The 18976-nt window shown below is 74.8% G+C and carries 18 protein-coding genes, 1 pseudogene and 1 riboswitch; of the genes and pseudogenes, 10 read left to right on the top strand and 9 right to left on the bottom strand.

Annotated features, from left to right (window positions below; translation table 11 throughout):
* Positions 1-678: 678 nt before the first annotated feature.
* A pseudogene (locus ACIP4O_RS24880) lies at positions 679-1380 on the bottom strand (DUF6397 family protein); the annotation flags it as partial.
* 215 nt (positions 1381-1595) lie between these two features.
* Positions 1596-1997 (bottom strand): roadblock/LC7 domain-containing protein, encoded by a 402-nt coding sequence (locus ACIP4O_RS24885; RefSeq protein ID WP_361327031.1) that lies wholly within the window; start codon positions 1995-1997, stop codon positions 1596-1598.
* A gap of 96 nt (positions 1998-2093) precedes the next feature.
* Between ACIP4O_RS24885 and ACIP4O_RS24890 the strand changes: the two genes are divergently transcribed.
* Positions 2094-2522 (top strand): PPOX class F420-dependent oxidoreductase, encoded by a 429-nt coding sequence (locus ACIP4O_RS24890; RefSeq protein WP_361327028.1) that lies wholly within the window; start codon positions 2094-2096, stop codon positions 2520-2522.
* 61 nt (positions 2523-2583) lie between these two features.
* Here ACIP4O_RS24890 and ACIP4O_RS24895 read toward each other — a convergent pair whose 3' ends face one another.
* Both ACIP4O_RS24895 and ACIP4O_RS24900 read right to left on the bottom strand, forming a co-directional pair.
* Positions 2584-3348: a GTP-binding protein gene (locus tag ACIP4O_RS24895; protein WP_401577652.1), complete on the bottom strand. Its 765-nt coding sequence runs from the start codon at positions 3346-3348 to the stop codon at positions 2584-2586.
* Positions 3349-3558: 210 nt separating this feature from the next.
* Complete coding sequence (locus tag ACIP4O_RS24900) at positions 3559-4140, bottom strand: histidine phosphatase family protein (RefSeq protein WP_401577654.1); 582 nt, start codon at positions 4138-4140, stop codon at positions 3559-3561.
* A 65-nt stretch (positions 4141-4205) separates the two neighbouring features.
* A riboswitch (cobalamin riboswitch) is annotated at positions 4206-4339 on the top strand.
* A gap of 35 nt (positions 4340-4374) precedes the next feature.
* On the opposite strand from ACIP4O_RS24900, the gene ACIP4O_RS24905 reads away from it, so the two are divergent.
* The 4 genes from ACIP4O_RS24905 to ACIP4O_RS24920 all read left to right on the top strand — a co-directional run bounded on the left by ACIP4O_RS24905 (position 4375) and on the right by ACIP4O_RS24920 (position 7368).
* Entirely contained in the window at positions 4375-4605 is a 231-nt protein-coding gene (locus tag ACIP4O_RS24905; protein ID WP_401577656.1) for a CbtB-domain containing protein, read from the top strand.
* 19 nt (positions 4606-4624) lie between these two features.
* Positions 4625-5392, top strand: coding sequence for a CbtA family protein (locus ACIP4O_RS24910; protein WP_401577658.1), 768 nt, complete (start codon positions 4625-4627; stop codon positions 5390-5392).
* 83 nt (positions 5393-5475) lie between these two features.
* Complete coding sequence (locus tag ACIP4O_RS24915) at positions 5476-6093, top strand: class I SAM-dependent methyltransferase (protein WP_401577659.1); 618 nt, start codon at positions 5476-5478, stop codon at positions 6091-6093.
* 312 nt (positions 6094-6405) lie between these two features.
* Entirely contained in the window at positions 6406-7368 is a 963-nt protein-coding gene (locus tag ACIP4O_RS24920; protein WP_401577661.1) for a hypothetical protein, read from the top strand.
* A gap of 29 nt (positions 7369-7397) precedes the next feature.
* Here the strand turns inward: ACIP4O_RS24920 and ACIP4O_RS24925 are convergent, their stop codons facing one another.
* Together ACIP4O_RS24925 and ACIP4O_RS24930 are read right to left on the bottom strand one after the other, a co-directional pair.
* Positions 7398-7901 (bottom strand): macro domain-containing protein, encoded by a 504-nt coding sequence (locus tag ACIP4O_RS24925; RefSeq protein ID WP_401577663.1) that lies wholly within the window; start codon positions 7899-7901, stop codon positions 7398-7400.
* A 52-nt stretch (positions 7902-7953) separates the two neighbouring features.
* Positions 7954-8136 (bottom strand): hypothetical protein, encoded by a 183-nt coding sequence (locus ACIP4O_RS24930; protein WP_401577665.1) that lies wholly within the window; start codon positions 8134-8136, stop codon positions 7954-7956.
* A 465-nt stretch (positions 8137-8601) separates the two neighbouring features.
* Between ACIP4O_RS24930 and ACIP4O_RS24935 the strand changes: the two genes are divergently transcribed.
* Positions 8602-8949 carry an SH3 domain-containing protein gene (locus tag ACIP4O_RS24935; protein ID WP_093854064.1) on the top strand — a complete coding sequence of 116 codons (348 nt, stop codon included), beginning with the start codon at positions 8602-8604 and terminating at the stop codon, positions 8947-8949.
* Between the two features lie 127 nt (positions 8950-9076).
* Here the strand turns inward: ACIP4O_RS24935 and xylA are convergent, their stop codons facing one another.
* Positions 9077-10243, bottom strand: a complete 1167-nt coding sequence (gene xylA, locus ACIP4O_RS24940; RefSeq protein WP_401577667.1) for a xylose isomerase — start codon at positions 10241-10243, stop codon at positions 9077-9079.
* Positions 10244-10459: 216 nt separating this feature from the next.
* Here xylA and xylB point away from each other — a divergent pair, with 216 nt between their 5' ends.
* The 3 genes from xylB to ACIP4O_RS24955 all read left to right on the top strand — a co-directional run bounded on the left by xylB (position 10460) and on the right by ACIP4O_RS24955 (position 13953).
* Positions 10460-11911 (top strand): xylulokinase, encoded by a 1452-nt coding sequence (gene xylB / locus ACIP4O_RS24945; protein WP_401577669.1) that lies wholly within the window; start codon positions 10460-10462, stop codon positions 11909-11911.
* Positions 11912-12023: 112 nt separating this feature from the next.
* Positions 12024-13193 (top strand): ROK family protein, encoded by a 1170-nt coding sequence (locus ACIP4O_RS24950; RefSeq protein ID WP_401577670.1) that lies wholly within the window; start codon positions 12024-12026, stop codon positions 13191-13193.
* Positions 13194-13350: 157 nt separating this feature from the next.
* The gene (locus ACIP4O_RS24955; protein WP_401577672.1) at positions 13351-13953 is read left to right on the top strand and encodes an N-acetylmuramoyl-L-alanine amidase; all 603 of its coding nucleotides are present in this window, start codon (positions 13351-13353) and stop codon (positions 13951-13953) included.
* A 12-nt stretch (positions 13954-13965) separates the two neighbouring features.
* Here ACIP4O_RS24955 and ilvE read toward each other — a convergent pair whose 3' ends face one another.
* Positions 13966-15165, bottom strand: a complete 1200-nt coding sequence (gene ilvE / locus ACIP4O_RS24960; protein WP_401577674.1) for a branched-chain-amino-acid transaminase — start codon at positions 15163-15165, stop codon at positions 13966-13968.
* Between the two features lie 85 nt (positions 15166-15250).
* Positions 15251-16186, bottom strand: coding sequence for a class A beta-lactamase (bla, locus tag ACIP4O_RS24965; RefSeq protein ID WP_361326985.1), 936 nt, complete (start codon positions 16184-16186; stop codon positions 15251-15253).
* Positions 16187-16434: 248 nt separating this feature from the next.
* Here bla and ACIP4O_RS24970 point away from each other — a divergent pair, with 248 nt between their 5' ends.
* Positions 16435-18765, top strand: coding sequence for an NUDIX domain-containing protein (locus ACIP4O_RS24970; protein WP_401577676.1), 2331 nt, complete (start codon positions 16435-16437; stop codon positions 18763-18765).
* Positions 18766-18976: the final 211 nt, after the last annotated feature.

Genomic DNA, 18976 nt, shown 5'->3' on the forward strand with positions numbered 1-18976 from the left:
ATGCGTCCCGGACGCGAGCGGCGCGGTGGGCGCCGAGCCGTGCTCCCGGGACGTGAGCGGAGACGGGACCGGGAGCGAGGGCCCGGCCGAAAGCGCGTCCACCAGTGACGGGGCAGCGGCTCCCGGTCCCCAGCGCGTCGGCGCGGACGGGGCCGGGAACGACGCCGTGCCCTTCGTGGCGGGAGACGGCGCACGGGGCGCCGGGGCCGTCGGCATCCCGAGAGAGGAAGAAGCCGTCTGCCGTTGGGGAGTTGACGGCTCAGAGGGACCCGGACGTGTCGAGGTGGTGGCGGGCGTGGTGCTCGGTTGTGCGGGAGACGCCACCGGTTCCGGGAATGGCAGGGTCTGAGCGACCGGGTGCGGGGACACGACGCGCGGTGCGGGGTGCGCGGGCGAGGCCGGGGTGGTCCGGGGCGCGGAGCCGCGCGGGAGCGAGGGCGCGGGCGGAGCGGCGGGCCGGGGAGGCGGCGTCGGCTCCGGGGACGGTGCGGGTCGCGGGACGGGAGAGGACCGGTTGTCTGCGGCGGAGGGTGTCGAAACGCGTCCCGGCGGAGACGACGAGACACCCTTGAGGACGACCCCCTCCGTGCCCGGCCCCACCCGGACCTTCCGTACTGTCCGAGGCGCCGGCCGGTCGGCTCGGGCGCGTGTCAGCTCGCCAGCGAATCGCGCCTGGACGTCCGCGAGTTCATCAGCCCCCAGGGCGCTCATCAGGGACGTCAGCGCCGGATCTCCCTGCGCGGGGACGAGGCGCCGCAGGTACCCGCACTCGTCGGGGTCCGCCGCGCGGGCCGTCTCCTCGGGGCCGAGCTGGACCGCGAGGAGGGCCGCCCGCTCCCACGGGTCGGAGCTGAGCCGGTGCAGGGATTCTCGCCGCCGCTCCCGCCACCGCGCCGCACGCCGGTCCCCCTCCGCCATGGAGCGCAGTCCGGCCGGGAGCCTGCCGACCAGCAGCTCGGGTCTGCGCCGTCCCAGCTCCTCGACTTCCGCGGCGAGGTAGGCCCAGACGACGGCCCGGTAGCGGTTGAGGTGGACGTCGACCGGCGCGAGCAGGCCCAGCTTGGCGAGGCGGGTGAAGCGGTGCGGGGCGATGCCGAGCAGTTCGGCGGCGTCGGCGGTGCCGACGCACCGTACCGCCTCGCGGAGAGCAGCCGGGAAGCCGGGCGCCGCCCGCCGCCGCTCGATCTCTTCGGCGGTGAAACGGCGCGGGAGCGTGCCGCGTCCGGGTACGGAGGGCAGCACGTCGAGGACGGCCGCCCGCTCCACCTCATCGGTCGCCAACCCCAGCAGGGCGGCGGCCTGTTCCGGGGTGAGCAAGTCCCCCTGGACCGACCTCGCGCCCGGCGTCGCCGCCACCGTCGTCATGCCACGTACCGCCATACCGTCCCCCTCGGAGCCGAACCTTGGGACAGACCGTATGGGACAGGACAGACACCACCTTCACCCTGCCTGTGGATAACTCAGCGGCAATCAGATCATCCGATCACCAACGCGGCGAAGATCGGAAAATCACCCCGTCCACGCATCTTCCGCGCACACCCCCGAGCGCACCCTCCCGCGACCTCACCGCGACCACCCGCGACTTCCCCGCACCCTCACCCAGCCGCTCCCGGCCGCCGGGAATCCACCCCCAGGTGCTCCCCCACCTTGCTCACGAGCAGCGTCATCTCGTAGGCCACCTGACCCACGTCGGCGTCCGAGCCGCTCAGCACGCACAGGCAACTGCCGTCGCCCGCCGCCGTGACGAAGAGAAGCGCCTCGTCGAACTCGATGACCGTCTGGCGGACCTTGCCCACCTTGAAATGCGTGCCCGAGCCCTTGGCGAGGCTGTGCAGACCCGAGGCGACCGCCGCGAGGTGCTCGGCGTCCTCGCGCGCGAGGTCGGCGCTGAGCCCCGTGACGAGTCCGTCGTTGGACAGCACCAGAGCGTGCCTGATGTGCTCGACGCGCTGGGTGAGTTCGTCGAGAAGCCACCCGAGTCTTGCGTTCCGTTCCACGTTCCGCTCTCCCCGTCCGCAGCCGCTCCCCCTGTTCGGAGGAACCCTTCGGCAAGCCTTCCCCACCACCCGGCGGACAGCAAGGATGATGAGCATATGACCCACAAAATGACCGATGAAGAATGGCGGACCTTCGTCTCGGAAGGCACACGGACGGCGAAGCTGGCCACCGTGCGGGCGGACGGAAGTCCGCACATCGCCCCGATCTGGTTCGTTCTGGATGGTTCGGACCTGGTCCTCAACACCGGCAAGGACACCGTCAAGGGGCGGAATCTGGCCCGCGACGGGCGTGTCGCGCTGTGCGTGGACGACGAGCGCCCGCCGTTCTCGTTCGTCACGATCGAGGGCTCCACCGAAATCAGCGAAGACCCCGAGGAGTTGCTGCGCTGGGCCACGGCGATCGCCGAGCGCTACGTGGGCCCGCAGGAAGCCGAGGTCTACGGGCGCCGCAACGGGGTGCCGGGGGAACTCCTCGTCCGGGTCAAGGTCGAGAAGGTCGTCGCCTACGGCGGCGTCGCCGACTGACGCCCCGTCGGCGGCGCCGGCCGCCACCCCGGCCGACGCCGCCGGCCCGCTCCGCCGCGACTTACCGCCCCACCGCCTGAAGCAGTCGCGCCGCCCGGAACCTCCCCGTGTACGCCACGAGTTCCGCGAGGACATGACGGACCGTCGCCGCCTCGCGCACATCACCGGCGAGCACGGGGACGCCCGGGGACAGGCCGAGCGCCGACGCGACCTGGCCGGGGGTGTACGCGGTGGGCCCCGCGAAGCGGTTCATCACCACGACGAAGGGCAGCGCCCGCTCCTCAAGCCGGTCCACGAGCGCGAAGCTCTCGGCGAGCCGTCCGGTGTCGACGAGGACGACGGCACCGAGAGCGCCGCCGCACATGTCCTCGCAGAGCGCCGCCGACCGTTCGAGCCCCGGGACGCCGAAAAGACACAGCGTCAGGTCGGGACGCAGCACGATCCGCCCGAAGTCGAGCGCGACCGCCCCCACGCCGCTCCCCCGCTCCCCCGCACCACCGGCCGGCTCGTACGCGACGACGGGGCCGTACGGGCGCGGCGACACCGGTACGGCTGCCTCCCCACCCAGCCCACCACCGTCCGGGCCACGGCCGCCCGGCCCACCACCGTCCGAGCCACCGCCATCCGGCCCACCACCGTCCGGAGCCTCGCCCTCCAAGGCGTGGCCCTCCGGCCGCCCACTCCCCCACGCGGGCCCACTCCCCCACGCGGGCCCTCTCCCCCGCGCGGCACCGACGAACGAGGTCTTGCCGGTGGCGGGCCCACCCGAGACGACGATCTTGAGGATGAGGCGTTCCCCCGCCGCGTGCCACCGTCCGTCGCTCATCCGCCACTTCCCTCGCCAGCGCACCCCAGGCACCAGCCGTCCCGGTGCCGAAGCGCCCAGGATGACAAGCCACCGGGCAAAGGGGGCGAAGTGCGGGATTCTTTACCGGATGGGCATGTTCGTGCCCGGACCGGACCGTTTCGCACCGCACCGGGTTCGCCAGCGACGGAATTCACGATCACGCGAACCAGGAACGAACCGAATGGACGGTCAGGACAGCACCAGGTTCCACCGCCCGCCGTGCCCGCTGAGCGTCGTCACCGCCAGCGGGCGGACGTCGACGCGCCAGTACGCGGGGAGGGGGAGGCCGAGGGCGTGGACGAGGGCGGCGCGGACCGTGTCCGGTTCGACGAACAGGGGCAGCGGCCCCGTCACCGTTTCCGCGAGGTGGTCGAGGTGCGCGCCGACGCGCCGCACCAGGTCGGTGAGCGGTTCGCCGTCACCGCCGGGGCGTGCCGCCGGGTCGGAGAGCCAGGCGGCGAGGGCGGTGGGCTCCGCCGCGGCCACCGCGTCGAGCGGACGGCCGCGCCAGCTTCCCGGCTCCTGCCCGGCGAGGGCGGGTTCGGGGACGGCCCCGGGGTGGCCGAGGAGGGCGGATGTCTCTCGGCAGCGCGGCGAGGGCGCGCGGCGAGCCCGTACCCGTACGTTCTCCGCCCGCATCGGCACACCGCTCGCCCGCAGTTCGGCGGCGGCCGCGCGGCCCCGGTCCGTGAGCGGTGTGCCGTCGTCGAAGGCGGCGGAACGGCTCGCCTCGCTCTCCGCCGCCGAGACAAGGATCACTCGGATCGTCATACCGGCCCGCTTTCACCGTTTGTCATGTCCCACGTCCAGCAGGCGCACTTGGCGTTCGGACGGGTGAGCGATATCGTCCCGATGACCTTACAAGCGACATGACGGAATCCGGTGAGAGCCCGGAACGGTCGCGCCACTGTATGCCTGGCCCCGTACGCGGACCCGGCGAGTCAGACCCGTCATGCGTATTCGAAGCTCCATCGACCGGGACGCGAGTTCCCCAGGAGGCTTGCCATGGCGCAGTCCGCCGCCCCGCCCGTTTCGGGCTCTTCCTCCGCTTCCGAGACCCCGCTTCGGCTGCCGATCCGCACGGTGCTGCCGTGGGCGGTCTTCGTCGGTCTCCTCATGCTCATCGCGCTCTACTTCGTCGGCGCCGAGCAAGGCGCCACCTCGCTGTTCTCCGGCACGGGCGTCCACGAGTGGGTGCACGACGGCCGGCACCTGCTCGGTTTCCCCTGCCACTGACGGGCGGATTCGTACTCTCATGAACTCCGCCATCGTCAGGAAACTCCTCGTGCGCGGGATGCTCGCCGGTCTCGCCGCCGGGGTCCTCGCCTTCGTCGTCGCCTACCTGCTCGGGGAGCCCCGGGTGGACTCGGCGATCGCTCTGGAGGAGGCGCACTCCCACGGGGGAGGCGGCCACGAGCACGAGGTCGAGGTCGTCAGCCGCGGCCTCCAGTCCACCGCCGGGCTCGCGACCGGTGTCCTCGCCTACGGGGTCGCCTTCGGCGGCATCGTGGCCCTCGCCTACTGCTTCGCGCTCGGCCGTGTGGGCCGTTTCAGCCCGCGCGCGACCGCCGCGCTCATGGCGGCGGGCGGCCTCTTCGCCGTCTATATCGTCCCCTTCCTCAAGTACCCGGCGAACCCCCCGGCCGTCGGGAACCCCGACACGATCGGCAAGCGCACGGCGCTGTACGGGCTGATGATGCTGCTCAGCGTGCTGCTCGCGCTCGCGACCGTGATCATCGGCAAGCGGCTCGCGCCGACGCTCGGCAACTGGTGGGCGACGGTCGTCGCGCTCGCCGGCTTCGCCGTCGTGATCGGCCTCGCCTACGCGTTCCTGCCGTCCGTCAACGAGGTCGGACACGACTTCCCCGCCACGCTGCTGTGGCAGTTCCGCGTGGCCTCGATCGGTATCCAGCTCACGTTGTGGACCGGTTTCGGCCTGCTCTTCGGTGAGTTGGCGCAGCGGATGCTCGCGCCCGCCGAAAGGCGCGTCAGGGCCGGCTCGGTGGCCTCGGCCGCTGCCTGAGCCACATCCCGTACGCCACGGGGGAGGGACCCGATTCCCGGGCCCCTCCCCCGTTCCGCGTCCCCGCGGGCAGGATGGACGGCATGAACGAGAAGACCCAGCAGGAGGTACGGGAGTTCTTCGGATCGCGCGCGGCGGGCTGGGAGGACAGGTTCCCCGGCGATCAACCGCGCTACGACGCGGCCACGGCGGTCCTCGGACTGCGCCCGGGTGATGTGGTGCTCGACGCGGGCTGCGGCACGGGCAGGGCGCTCGCGCCGCTGCGGGAACGCGTCGGGATCGCGGGCGCCGTGCTCGGCGTGGACCTGACGCCTCAGATGCTGCGCGAGGCGGACGCGAAGGGCCGGGCGCGGCACGGCACACTCGTCCTGGCGGACGTGGCGCGGCTGCCGCTGCGGGAGGGGGCCTGCGACGCGGTGTTCGGGGCGGGGCTCGTCTCGCACCTGCCGGGCCCGGAGACCGGCCTGCGGGAACTCGCGCGGGTGACCCGGCCCGCCGGGCGGCTCGCCCTCTTCCACCCGCTCGGGCGCGCGGCCCTCGCGGCGCGCCACGGAAGGGAGCTGAGCGAGGACGATGTACGGACCAGGGCGCGTCTCGTCCCGCTGCTGGACGCCACGGGCTGGCGGCTCGTGTCGTACGTGGACGAGGACACGCGCTTTCTCGCGGTGGCGGTACGGAAGCCGGAGCGGCCCGTGACCTGACGGGCTGCCGGTACGCCTCGCCCTGACCCGTGACGGGACGCCTCACTCTGACCGGGGAGGCGCGCTCACCCTGACCGGTGATCGGGGCGCCTCACCCTGACCGGCGACCGTCGCCCCGCCCCGTACCGTCCCTGCTCGCTCCCCCGCTCGCCTGCGACTCGCATGCCGGGTGAAGGCTTCGGGACGGGCTTGTGCGGCCTCTCGACGCCGTGGTTACCGACTGGTTAAGGTGCGCCAGCCCGCACGAGGCGGGCCCCCGTCGTCCTGCCTCCGCACGGGACGGGACGCTCGGGCGGCGATCGGGAGGCGGACGTGAGCGAGCCGGAGGACACGGGGAACGGGACCGTGGTGAGGGAGGTGCCGGAGACCGCGCGGGCGACGGGTGAGGAGCCGGGGCGGCCGGACGTGGCCGCGGCGGGCGAGGGCGAAGGGCTCGCGGGTGGTGAGGAGGACGCGCTGCTCGTCCTCACCGCCGCGCTGCTCACCCCGGCCCAGTTCCCCGGGGCCCTCGGCGACGACTACCCGGAGGCATGCGGCCGGCTGGGGCTGCCGCCCCTCGTCCAGGGCTACGGACTCGTCCTCGGGCAGGACGGGGCGGGGGCGCGGTGGACGGTCGTGGTCGACGACGTCTCGCTGGTCGCCGTCGCGATCGCCTCGTGGGACTGCGGGATGGAGTACGAGCTGACGCCGGTTCCGCGCGCGATCGTGGCGACCCTGCCGGGCTGGCCCCTGGCGCTCGCGGTCGCCGCCCCCGGCGTGCCCGCGCCGCACGACCCGGACCTCTCGGGGGACCCGGAGGCCCCCGAGGCCCTGCGCCCGCCGTCCTCGTCGGGCTGGGGCCCGGCCCAACGGCGGCTGGGCGCCGACGAGATCTCCCGCCAGTGGGCCACGTGGCGCGGGGAGTTCACGGCGGAGGAGGCCGAGGCGGCGGAGGCGGGCGACGGTTCCGCGAGCCCCGACGGTTCCGCGAGCCCCGAGGGTTCCTTCACGGCTCCGGGCTCCGAGCCCACCGCCGTTTCGGTCCGCGCGGCACTCGCCGAGGCCCGCGCCTATCTCGACACGCCTCCGCCGCTGGGGCGCATCCGTTCCGCGTTCGCGAGCGACGAAGCACGTCTGCTGCGGGTCGACGGCCCGGGCTGGTCGCTCGTGGCCCGTACCGACGACATGGCCTTCGTCCTGCTGGACGCGGTGCCGGGAGAGGTCGTCCCAGTCGAGCGCGGCCCCCGGCTCCCGGCCCTCCTGGCCGGGCTCGAAGCGCTGGCAGCGCGTTCCTGAGACCGGGGCCCGGCCGCACCGCCTGCCTCTCACCCGATGTCGTAGACCGTCACCGGCACCCCCCGTTCCGTCAGCCGCGCCCGTATCAGCGGTTCCACCCGGTCCCAGCGGCCCCCGGCCAGTCCGCAGCCGATGCGGGGCATGTGGATCGAGGCGCCGAGGCGCAGGGCCTCGGGGGCGAGGCGGTCGAGCGCCTCGCCGATCGCCTCGTACCGGACCGGGACGCCCTTGCCGCCACGGCCGGTTCCGTGCTGTCCGATCATGTTGGCGACCCACACGGCATGCTCGACCCGGACCAGCTGGAGGGCGCCGAGGGCGAAGTCGCGGGACGCGCGCTCGCGGTGCCACGCGCGGTAGGCGCGCTCCGGCTCGGGCCAGCGGCGGGTGAGGGCGAGGACGAAGCCCTTGCCCCAGCCGCCGCGGTCGTTGCAGACGTGCGCGATGATCCGCGGCCCCTCGCCGCGCGGGGCCGTGGCGTCGCCGCGTACGTACTGGATGGCGTCGCCGCGGACGTACTCGCTCTCCTGCGTCATGCGGGCACCGTAGGCGGTGGCTCCGACACTCGCCCTCCGGAGGCCCGGCCCTTCAGCGGCCCAGTTGCTTGCGGCTCGCCCTGCGCAGCCTGCGGCGCTGGCTCGGGTCGAGGGTGAGGTAGGCGACGGCGGGGACGCCGAGGATGATCAGCAGGGCGGCCCACCAAGGCAGCCAGATGAGCAGGATGAGGCCGACGACGGCGCCGCCGGCCGCCACCTTCGCGTTTGTGGACATGTCTCTCGTCTCCCCCGGTGCTCGTCCGGCCGGGCCACGGTCTCGCGGCCCCGTCCCGGTCACCTGTCGTCAAGAACGGCTCTGCCGTTCCCACGGTTCCAGTGGAGACCCGATCGGCCACCGGGGCAACCCTGATCTTTCTCGGGGTCGCCTGCGGCACACCCGCGCCAGACCTCTCGAAGCGCCTCCTGGGGTCCCCGCCCCGCTCCCCCGCGCTCCCGCGATTCGCGGCCGTAAACCTTTCGCCACTGTCGCCACGGAGCACACCCCCCGGCCCCTGCCCGCGGTCGAACGAGCGCCGGGAACACGGCCTCGGCCTTTCATTCGCTTCAGCGATTGGCAGAGCGGCCCGCGTCCGAGAGCGTGGGACGCGTCGCAACCGGCGCGGCACGGGGCAGTACGCCGTGCCGGGACCGGAGGGCACGCCCGTGCCCCCGGCTGTCGTCACCCAACGGGAGAACCCGCATGCTCGGTACGAAGATGAAGCGCGCCCTCGCGATGGGCGGGGCGAGCCTCGCCCTCGCCGGGGCCGGCGTCATGGCCGCGAGCCCCGCCTTCGCCGCCACCACCGTCGTCGCCTGGACCCACGGCAACGTCCACGCCGGTCCCGCCAAGGGCGAGCGGGTGGTCAGCTACGTCAACGCCAACTACAGCTACACGGGCCTTTGCTGGCTGGAGGGCGACCTCGTCAACGACCACGGCATCAGCAACCGCAACTGGGTTCGCCTCCAGCTCAACAGCGGCGGAATCGGCTACGTGAGCGCCGTCTACCTGAAGGGCAACGACAAGGGCAACGTGCCCAACCACTGCTGAGCGGTTCCGAGCAGGCCGTGGGCCCCGCCTTCCTTCCGGCAGGCGGGGCCCACGGCTCTGTCCGGGCCTGCCGCGAGGCCGAGAGGGCTCATACCCCCGCGCGGCCCCGGCGGCGGAGCGGACCCGCTCAGCCGCGAACGCCCAGCAGGTGGTCCGTCGCGAGCTGGTCGAGCGCCTCGAAGGCCATGCCGCGCTCGGCGGCGGCCTCCACGTCGAAGTCCTCGTACGCGCTCTTGTCGCCGAGCAGCGAGGCGAGGCCGTCCTCGGCGGTGGGCAGCGCGAGCTGGTCGAGGCGCGCGGCCTTCAGTGCCTCCTGGACCTTCGGGTCGGCGCGGAAGGCCGCGGCGCGCTCCTTGAGGATGAGGTAGTTGCGCATGCAGCCGGCGGCCGAGGCCCACACGCCGTCGAAGTCCTCGGTCCGCGGCGGCTTGAAGTCGAAGTGGCGCGGGCCCGCGTACCCGGCGGTCTCCAGGAGGTCGACGAGCCAGAAGGCGTTGCGCAGGTCGCCGGCGCCGAAGCGGAGGTCTTGGTCGTACTTGATGCCGTTCTGGCCGTTGAGGTCGAGGTGGAAGAGCTTGCCCGACCAGAGGGCCTGGGCGATGCCGTGGGCGAAGTTCAGCCCGGCCATCTGCTCGTGGCCGACCTCCGGGTTGACGCCGTACAGCTCCGGGCGCTCCAGGCGCTCGATGAAGGCGAGGGCGTGGCCGACGGTGGGGAGCAGGATGTCGCCGCGCGGCTCGTTGGGCTTGGGCTCGATGGCGAAGCGGAGGCCGTAGCCCTGCTCGGTGACGTACTCGCCGAGGAGGTCGAACGCCTCCTTCATGCGGTCGAGCGCGAGGCGGATGTCCTTGGCGCCGCCGGACTCGGCGCCCTCGCGGCCGCCCCAGGCGACGTACGTCTCGGCGCCCAGCTCGGCGGCGAGGTCGATGTTGCGGATGACCTTGCGCAGCGCGTAGCGGCGGACGTCGCGGTCGTTGGAGGTGAAGCCGCCGTCCTTGAAGACGGGGTGCGTGAAGAGGTTCGTCGTCGCCATCGGCACGACGAGGCCGTGCGTGTCGAGCGCCTCGCGGAAGCGCTTGACGATCCGCTCGCGCTCGGCGTCCGTGGAGCCGAAGGGGATGAGGTCGTCGTCGTGGAAGGTGACACCCCACGCGCCCAGCTCGGCCAGTCGGCGCACGGACTCGACCGGGTCGAGCGCGGGGCGGGTGGCATCTCCGAAGGGGTCCCGGCCCTGCCAGCCGACGGTCCACAGACCGAAGCTGAACTTGTCCTCGGGGGTGGGCTGGTAGTTCATGCGGCTCCCTCGCCATCGTGTCGTGCGCGCCGTGGCCTATTTCGTCATGGCGCTTAACAAATTAGACTCCCGGAGCCCGGCTGTGAAGAGCGGGTGCCGATTCGGCCCCTCCGGGCGGGTGTCTCGCCCCGCCGGACGGAGTACGACACGGTGGTGTGATCAGCCGGGCAGGACGCCGCTCCGGGACGCGGGCGGCGGCGCGATGGGAGGACGAGGATGACAGCCGGGGAGCAGGCCGAAGGGCCGTACGTGGTGGGGATCGACACCTCGACGCAGTCCACGAAGGCGCTGGTCGTGGACGTGGCGACGGGGCGGATCGTGGCAAGCGGGCAGGCGCCGCACACGGTGACGACGGGGGCGGGCCGCGAGTCGGACCCCCGGCAGTGGTGGGAGGCGCTGCTGAGCGCCCTGGAGCAGTGCGGGCCGTACGCGCGGCAGGCGGCGGCCGTCTCGGTGGGCGGTCAGCAGCACGGGCTCGTGACGCTCGACGCGGCCGGGGAGCCGGTGCGGCCCGCGCTGCTGTGGAACGACGTGCGCTCGGCTCCGCAGGCACGCTCGCTCATCGAGCGGCAGGGCGGCCCCGGGTGGTGGGCGGAGCGGACCGGGAGCGTGCCAGGGTCCTCGTTCACCGTCACGAAGTGGGCCTGGCTCGCCGAGCACGAGCCGGAGGCGGCGAAGGCCGCTGCGGCCGTGCGGCTGCCGCACGACTACCTCACCGAGCGGCTGACGGGCCAGGGCACGACGGACCGGGGCGACGTCTCGGGTACCGGCTGGTGGGCGGCGGGCCCCGAGGCGTACGACGAGGAGATCCTCGGCCTCGTGGGGCTCGACGCGGCGAAGCTGCCGCGCGTCGTGGGACCCGGTGAGGTCGCGGGGACGGTACGGGGCGACGCGCTGCCCTTCGCGCGCGGCACCCTCGTCGCCGCCGGGACCGGGGACAACGCCGCCGCCGCGCTCGGGCTCGGGCTGCGCCCCGGGACGCCGGTGCTGAGCCTCGGCACCTCGGGCACGGTGTACGCCCTCTCGCCGCGCCGACCCGCCGACCCGAGCGGTACGGTCGCCGGCTTCGCCGCCGCGCACGGCGACTGGCTGCCGCTCGCCTGCACGCTCAACTGCACGCTCGCCGTGGACCGGGTCGCCGCCCTCCTCGGCCTCGACCGCGAGGCCGTCGAACCCGGCGGGGCGCTGAGCTTCCTGCCGTACCTCGACGGCGAGCGCACCCCGAACCTGCCGGGCGCCTCCGGGCTGCTCACCGGGCTGCGCCACGACACGAGCGGCGGCCAGCTCCTCCAGGCCGCGTACGACGGCGCCGTCTACTCGCTCCTGGACGCGCTCGGCCTCGTACTCGACGGCGAGGGGGACGAGAACGAGCCGCTGCTGCTCATCGGCGGCGGGGCGCGCGGGCGGGCCTGGCAGGAGACCGTGCTGCGGCTCTCGGGGCGTCCCGTGCGGGTGCCCGAGGCGAAGGAACTCGTCGCGCTCGGCGCCGCGGCGCAGGCGGCGGGGCTCCTGACGGGCGAGGACCCGGCGGCCGTGGCCCGGCGCTGGGACACGGCACGCGGACCGCTCCTGGAGCCGGTGGCGAAGGACCGCGAGACGCTGGCGCGGATCTCCGGGGTACTCTCCGACGCGGTGAACCTCCTGGACGGGGGGCCGGCCGAGAAGTGAGGTCCCGGCGCGGGGCCGTTTCAGGGCTCCGCCCCGGCCCCCGCTCCTCGAACACCCCCAGCCTTCGGCCGGGAGGTACCCCCGAAGAGGCTGGACCATGGGAGGAGTCGCGATGACCGCCGCGTTGCCGGATACGCAGCAAGGGATGCGCCGGCGGAATCTCGCGCGGGTTCTGCACACCGTGGCCGCGCACGGACCCTTGTCGCGGGCGGCTGTCGCGGCGCGGATCGGACTGACCAGGGCCGCGGTCTCGACACTCGTGGACGAGCTGATCCGGGCCGGGTTCCTCGATGAGCTGGGGCCCGAGCGGCCGGGGCGGGTGGGGCGGCCCGGGTCCGCGCTCGCGGTGAGCGCGCGGGGACCCGCGGGGCTCGGGGCGGAGATCGGGGTCGACCACCTGTCCGTGTGCGCGGTGGACCTCGGCGGGGCGGTGCGGGCGCGGGTCGTGCGGCCCGTGGACAACCGGGACCGCGCCGCGAAGCCCGTGCTCGCCGAACTCGGTGGGCTCGTCGAAGAGGTGCGGGGGGCCGCCGCGGGCCTCGGGCTGCGGCCCGCCGGGCTCGCGGTCGCCGTGCCCGGGCTCGTCGAGCGCGACCGCCCCTTCGTGGTGCGCGCGCCCAACCTCGGCTGGACCGACACCGACCTCGGCCCGCTGCTGCCCCAAGGGCTGGCGGTGACGGTCGACAACGAGGCAAACTTCGGCGCGCTCGCCGAGCTGTGGACCGGCGAGGGCGAGCACGAGAACTTCGTGCACGTCTCGGCCGCGATCGGGATCGGCGCCGCCGTCGTGCTCGGCGGTGAACTGCTGCGCGGGACAAGGGGGTTCGCGGGCGAGCTGGGGCATGTGCCGGTGCGTCCCGAGGGGCCGGCGTGCCCGTGCGGGGGGCGCGGCTGCCTGGAGCAGTACGCGGGGCAGGAGGCCGTGTGGCGCGCGGCGGGCCTCGCTCCGGGACAGGAGTCGGTCGGGCTGCTCGCGCAGCGCGCGGCCGAGGGCGACAAGGCGGTGCTCAAGGCCCTGCGCGGCGCGGGAAGCGCGCTCGGGATCGCGCTCTCGGGCGCGGTGAACCTCCTCGACCCGGAGGGCGTCGTGCTCGGCGGCTCGCTCTCGCCGCTCGCCCAGTGGCTGCTGCCGCCGCTGCGCCGCGAGCTGACCCGGCGCACGGCGACGGCGAACCGTCCGGTGACGGTCTCGCGACTCGGCCGCGAGGGCCCGCTCCTCGGCGCGGCGCACTCGGTGGTGCGGGCGGTGCTCGACGACCCGGTGGCGCTCACCGCGGGCTGAGGCGGCCGGGCGAACGCCGAGCTGGACGCGCGTCACCCCGCTTGCCCCGTACGGGAGTTGGCCTCCTTCCGCGCGGCGGCGCCACGCCGTACCGTGCCCGTAGCCGAACCCCGTCCGACCGGGCGGGGCCCACCCCCCACCAGGAGGCGGAACCACCGTGGAACGCGCCAGATCTGTGCCCAGCCGCCGCACCCTCCTCAAGGGCACCGCGCTCGCCGTCGTGCCCGCCGCGCTGCTCACCGGTCCCCCGGCCGCCGCCGCGAAACCGGCCGCGGTCGACTACCCGGGCGCCGAGTGGGTGCCCGCGAGCACCTCCAACTACACGGTCGCGAAACGGCCTTCGCAGTACCCGGTCGAGTACGTGGTGATCCACGTGACGCAGGAGTACTTCGCGGACACCCTCGCCATCTTCCAGAACCCGGCCAAGCAGGTCACCGCCCACTACGTGGTGCGCTCGGCGGACGGCCACATCGCGCAGTGCGTGCGCGAGAAGGACGTCGCCTGGCACGCCGGGAACTGGGACTACAACACGCGCAGCATCGGCATCGAGCACGAGGGCTGGGTCGACAGGCCCGAGTACTTCACCAACGCCATGTTCGAGGCGTCGGCCGCGCTCACCGCCTCCGTGTGCGACCGCTACGGCATCACGAAGGACAGGGAGCACATCCTCGGGCACGTCGAGGTGCCCGGCACCGACCACACCGATCCCGGCGCGCTGTGGGACTGGACGAAGTACATCCGGCTCGTCAACCTCGCTTGAGAGCAACGCACTTCAGCACACGCGGTGGAGCCACCCGTGCCGGTCCTCGGTCCTGCCGTACTGGAGGTCGAGGACCGTGCGGCGCAGGGCGAGCGTCGTCGGGCCCGGGGCACCGTCGCCGACCGTGAAGGCGTAGCCCGCGCCCTTGAAGCCGGTGACGGGGGTGAGGACGGCCGCCGTCCCCGCGGCGAAGACCTCGGTCACGGTGCCGTCCTCCGCGCCCGCGCGCAACTCCGCGAGGGAGATGGTCCGTTCGACGGGCCTGAGGCCGAGTCCGGGTGCCAGCGCGAGGACGGTGTCGCGCGTGACGCCTTCGAGGATCGTGCCGAGGGCCGGGGTGAGGAGTTCCCCGTCGCGCGTCACGAGGCACAGGTTCATCGTGCCGGACTCCTCGATCGTGCGGTGGCCCGCGCTGTCGAGGTAGAGCACCTGCTCGCAGCCGTTCTCGCGCGCCTCGATCTGCGCGGCGAGGCTCCCCGCGTAGTTGCCGCCGCACTTGGCGGCGCCCGTGCCGCCCACGGCCGCGCGCGAGTAGGTCTCGGTGATCCAGAGGGTGACGCCGGTGACGCCGGAGGGGAAGTACGGTCCGGCGGGGCTCGCGATGACCCGGAAGAGCGCCTGGGCGGAGGGGCGGACGCCGAGGAAGGACTCGGTGGCGATGAGGAAGGGGCGCAGGTAGAGGCTCTGCTCGCCGGAGCCGGAGCCGGAGCCGGAGCCGGAGCCGGAGGCCGAGTCGGCGAGGACCGGGGAGTTGGAGGCCGAAGGAGCGGACCCGCCGCCGTCGCCCCGGTGGTCGGCCGGGCCCCCGTCCGCCTCCGGCACCCATGCCGCGTCGGCCCGTACCAGTTCCTCCACCGCCCGCACGAAGGCGGACTCGGGAAGCTCGGGGAGGGCGAGGCGGCGGGCGGAGCGGGCGAAGCGGCGGGCGTTGTCGCCCGGCCTGAAGAGCCGCACGCCGCCGTCCGCGTGCCGGTACGCCTTGAGCCCCTCGAAGATCTCCTGCCCGTAGTGGAAGACGGCGGCGCCCGGGTGGAGCGTGAACGGGGCGAGCGGGCGGACACCGCTGTCGTGCCAGCCGCGCTCCGCGTCCCACGCGGCCACGGCCATGTGGTCGGTGAACCAGCGGCCGAAGCCGGGGTCGGCGAGGATCGCGCGACGCTCGGCACCGGGGACCGGGGCGGCGGTGCGGTCGAGGGGGAAGTCGAGGCTCATACGCTCTTCCTGACGGTCGGCTGCCCGGCATGCTAGCTCTCGCGGTGGCCGGGCCCGGTGCGCCTGGGCCGCGCCGGACGGCGTGTCAGCCGAGGGCGCTGACGACGACCCGGGTGGCCTCGGCGAGGAGCCGGTCGTCGGCCTCGGCTCCGCGCTCGTCGCGGTAGCTGAGCAGCGTGAGGACGAGCGGGGCGCGCCCCGGCGGGCGGATCACCGCGATGTCGCCGCGCGCGCCGTGGTAGCTCCCCGTCCCGGTCTTGTCCTCCACCGTCCAGCCCTTCGGCACGCCCGCGCGGATCGTCGCGTCCCCGGTCGTGTTGGCACGCAACCAGCCGGCCAGGCGCTCGCGTTCGGGTGCGGCGAGGACGTCGCCGAGCACGTAGGCGCGCAGATCGGCGGTGAGCCGGCGCGGCGTCGTCGTGTCGTGGGTCTCCCCGGGTGTCCAGCGGCTCAGGAGCGGTTCGACGCGCTCCATGCGGGTGACGCGGTCGCCGGTCGCCGTCCGCACGAGGGCGCCGAGCGCGCGCGGGCCGCCGAGATCGGCGAGGAGGACGTTGGCGGCGGTGTTGTCGCTGTAGCGGATCGCGGCCTCGCACAGCGCGTCGCGGCTCAGCCCGGTGCCCGCGTGCTTCTCGGTGACGGGCGAGTTGGCGACGAGGTCCTTCTTCTCGTAGCGCAGCACGTGGTCCATCCCGGCGAGGCCGTGCTTCTTGAGGACGGCCCCGGCGAGGAGCGCCTTGAAGGTCGAGTTGTACGAGAAGCGGGTGTCCGCGTGCCAGGCGACCTCGCGCCCGCTGCCGGTGTCCACCGCGTGGACACCGAGGTGGGCCCCGTACCTGCGCTCCAGTGCGGTGAACTCGGCGGCCTCGTCGACGGTACGGGCGGCCGGTGAGCCGCTGGACTGGCGCGCGGGGCCCGGCCGCGCGGGCGCTTCCCGGCCGGTGTCGCTCCCGCAGGCGGTGAGCGGCAGCAGGCAGAGCGCGGCGGCGAGGAGCGCGGGGCGGATACGGGCGGGGCGCATGGGGCGTACCTCCGGGGCGGCGTGGGGGCCTTGGGCGCGGGCGGGTGGTTCCCGCGCCGCCATCCCATCACCCCGGGGGCGCGGGCAGGGGTGCGGCGCGGGCCCGCGCGCGTCGTACGCCTTTGCCCCCGTGACGCCCCGTGACGCGCGGAGGGCGCCGCGCGTTCTCCGGTACGGGGCCCGCACGGCGCCCCTCCCCTGTTCCCCAGCACGTCCGCGCCAGCGCGCGCGGGCCCGGAGTCGCCCATATGACCGCGCCCCTCGTCTCCCCCGTCCCGCCGCTCGCGGCGCAGCGCCCCGCCCGGCTGCCGTGGGCGCCGGCTTCCCCGGCCCCCCGACGGCCGGGCGGGGGCGAGCGGGTGTGCCTCCTGTCGGCGGACGGCGATAAACCCCCGCAGGGGTTCGCGGCGGCCGCGCTCTGCCTCCGCTCGCCCGAGGCGGGCCCCGGTGCCGGGCCCTGGGACTGGATCGTGGTGCCGGAGCCCGTCACAGACGTGCCGTCCGCCGCCTGGGCCGCCGCGCTGCGCCCGGGAGGACGGCTGCTGACCCGGCAGCGGCTGCGGGGCCGCACGTACGAGCTGTGCTGGACGCGGCTCGCGGACGGCGGCCTGCGCGCGGACGAGGTACGGGCACTGCCCGACCGCGAGCCCGTGCCGCTCGTCGCCGGTGAGCGCGCCGCCTGCACGGCCGACGGCCTCGTGCGGCTCGTACGGGACGCGGAGCAGCCCCCGGCGGGCAGCGGGATCGCCGCCGGGCTCGCCCCCGGCGGGCAGGCGGTGTGGACGCGCGCGACGCTGCGGGACACGGCCGGGCTCGACGCGCTCGCGCTGCGGCTCGCCGCGACGGACTCCCGCGCGTGCGCGCTGCACGCCCTCGGTACGGGGCCCGGGCTGCTGGCACCCGCCGGGCCCGCCACGACTCCCGCGCTCGCGACCGGCGACTCGCTCGCCTACCTCGTCGTGCGCCCTGACGAGGACGGCGGGGAGGGAACCTGGCAGGCGGGCGCGGCCTGGACGGGGCCCGAGGGCTCGCGGCTCGCCGCCGCGCTGGAGAAGGCGCTGAGCGAGGGGGCCTGCGACGCGGGGGTGAGCTGGTCGGCGCACGTGACGGGAGCGGGCAGGCTCGTGCTGAGCGCGGAGAACCTGCGCGGCTATCTCGCGGAGCACGCCGCTCCCGCGGGCTGCGCCGATCTCCTGATCAGGGACGCGCACGGCCGGGTGCTCCTCGTCGAGCCCACGTACAAGGACGGCTGGGACCTGCCGGGCGGGATGCTGGAGGACGAGGAACCCGCGCACGCGGCGGTGCGCGAAGTGCGCGAGGAACTGGGCATCGAGGTGTTCGCCGGGCGACTCCTGGTCGAGGACACCGTGCCGCGCGGGCGCTGGGGCCGCTCGATCGTCGCGCGGATCTACGCCGGGCACCCGCCGCACGAGGTGCGGATCGAGGCGCTGCGGCTCGACCCGGGCGAGATCGCGGCGGCCGAGTTCGTGAGCGAGGAGGAGGCGCTGCGGCGCGTTCCCGAGGAACTGGCGAAGCGGCTCGCCGCCGCCTTCGTCGCCGAGCGCGACGGGGAACTCGCCGAACTCCACGACGGCGTGCCGCGCACGGCGCCCGCCGAGCGGCTCGCCACGCAGGCGCGCGGGGCCCGCCTCGCCCTCGCGGAGCGACTGGCCGAGCGCGGGCTGCTCAGCGGCGAGCGGCTGCGCGAGGTCTTCGTCGCGACGCCCGTCGAACTCCTGCTCCCGCAGGTCTACGCGCCCCGCCCGGGGCCGCGCGGACACGACGGCATGCTCCAGCTGATCGACTGCCAGGTGCCGCGCGAACTCGCCGAGTGGCTCGGCCTCGTCCACGGCGAGGCACCGCTCGTCGTGCGGTACGGGGACGAGCGCCCCTGCGAGCGCCCGGCGGGGCGTGTCGTACCGGCTCACGGGCCGCTGGGCCTCGCCGCCTCGCCGTACCTCGCGCTCGTCCTGCTCCAGCACCTGGGCGCGGAAGCGGGGTCGAGGGTGCTGGAGTACGGGGCGGGGACGACGACCGCGCTCCTCTGCGCGCTCAGCGGGCGCGTCCACGCCGTGGAACCCGATCCGCTGCTCGCCGTAGGGGCGCACGACGGGCTCACGGCGCTGGGGTTGCGCGCCGGGGTGACCTCTTGCGCGCCTCCCGATCTCCGCTGGGATCGCGTACTCGTCTCACGGCTCGCCACGGGGCTGCCCGCCGGGGCTCCGGGACGGCTCTCGCCCGGTGGCGTTCTCGTCGCCGCGCTCCTCGCGCCCGGCACGGCGTGGCCCGCGGTGGCGGTGCTGCGGCGCCCGCGCGAGGGGGGCGACTGCGCGGGCACGCTGCTGCCGCTCCCCCGGGCCGCCGTCCCAGGGCCCCGGGGCACCGCTCCCGGGCTGCGGCTCGCCGCCGCGCACCTGCCGCGCGAGGGCGGCGCGGCGGCGACGCGCGCCGTGCGGCAGGCGTGGGAGGCGGCGGGCGCTCCGGACACGTACGCGCTGCGCGCGACGGCGGAGGGCCAGCTGACGGTGGGGGACCCGGGGAGCGCGCTCAGCTGGGAGATCCCGCCGACGACGGGCTGAGGACGGGAGGGACGGCCCCGCCCCGGAGCCCGCACAGCACCCCGTCCCGCAGACTCGGCCCCGTGCGCTCTCTGCCGCTCCGGAGCCCGCACAGCACCCCGTCCCGCAGACTCGGCCCCGTGCCCTCTGCCCCGCCCGGTCGCGCGCCCCCGCGCGTCCGTGCGCCGGGTGTGGTGCGGCCTGCTCCGGGTAGCGCGCGGGGGAAGGCATG

The organism is Streptomyces sp. NPDC088923 (assembly GCF_044749745.1).
In the GTDB taxonomy this organism is placed as follows: domain Bacteria; phylum Actinomycetota; class Actinomycetes; order Streptomycetales; family Streptomycetaceae; genus Streptomyces.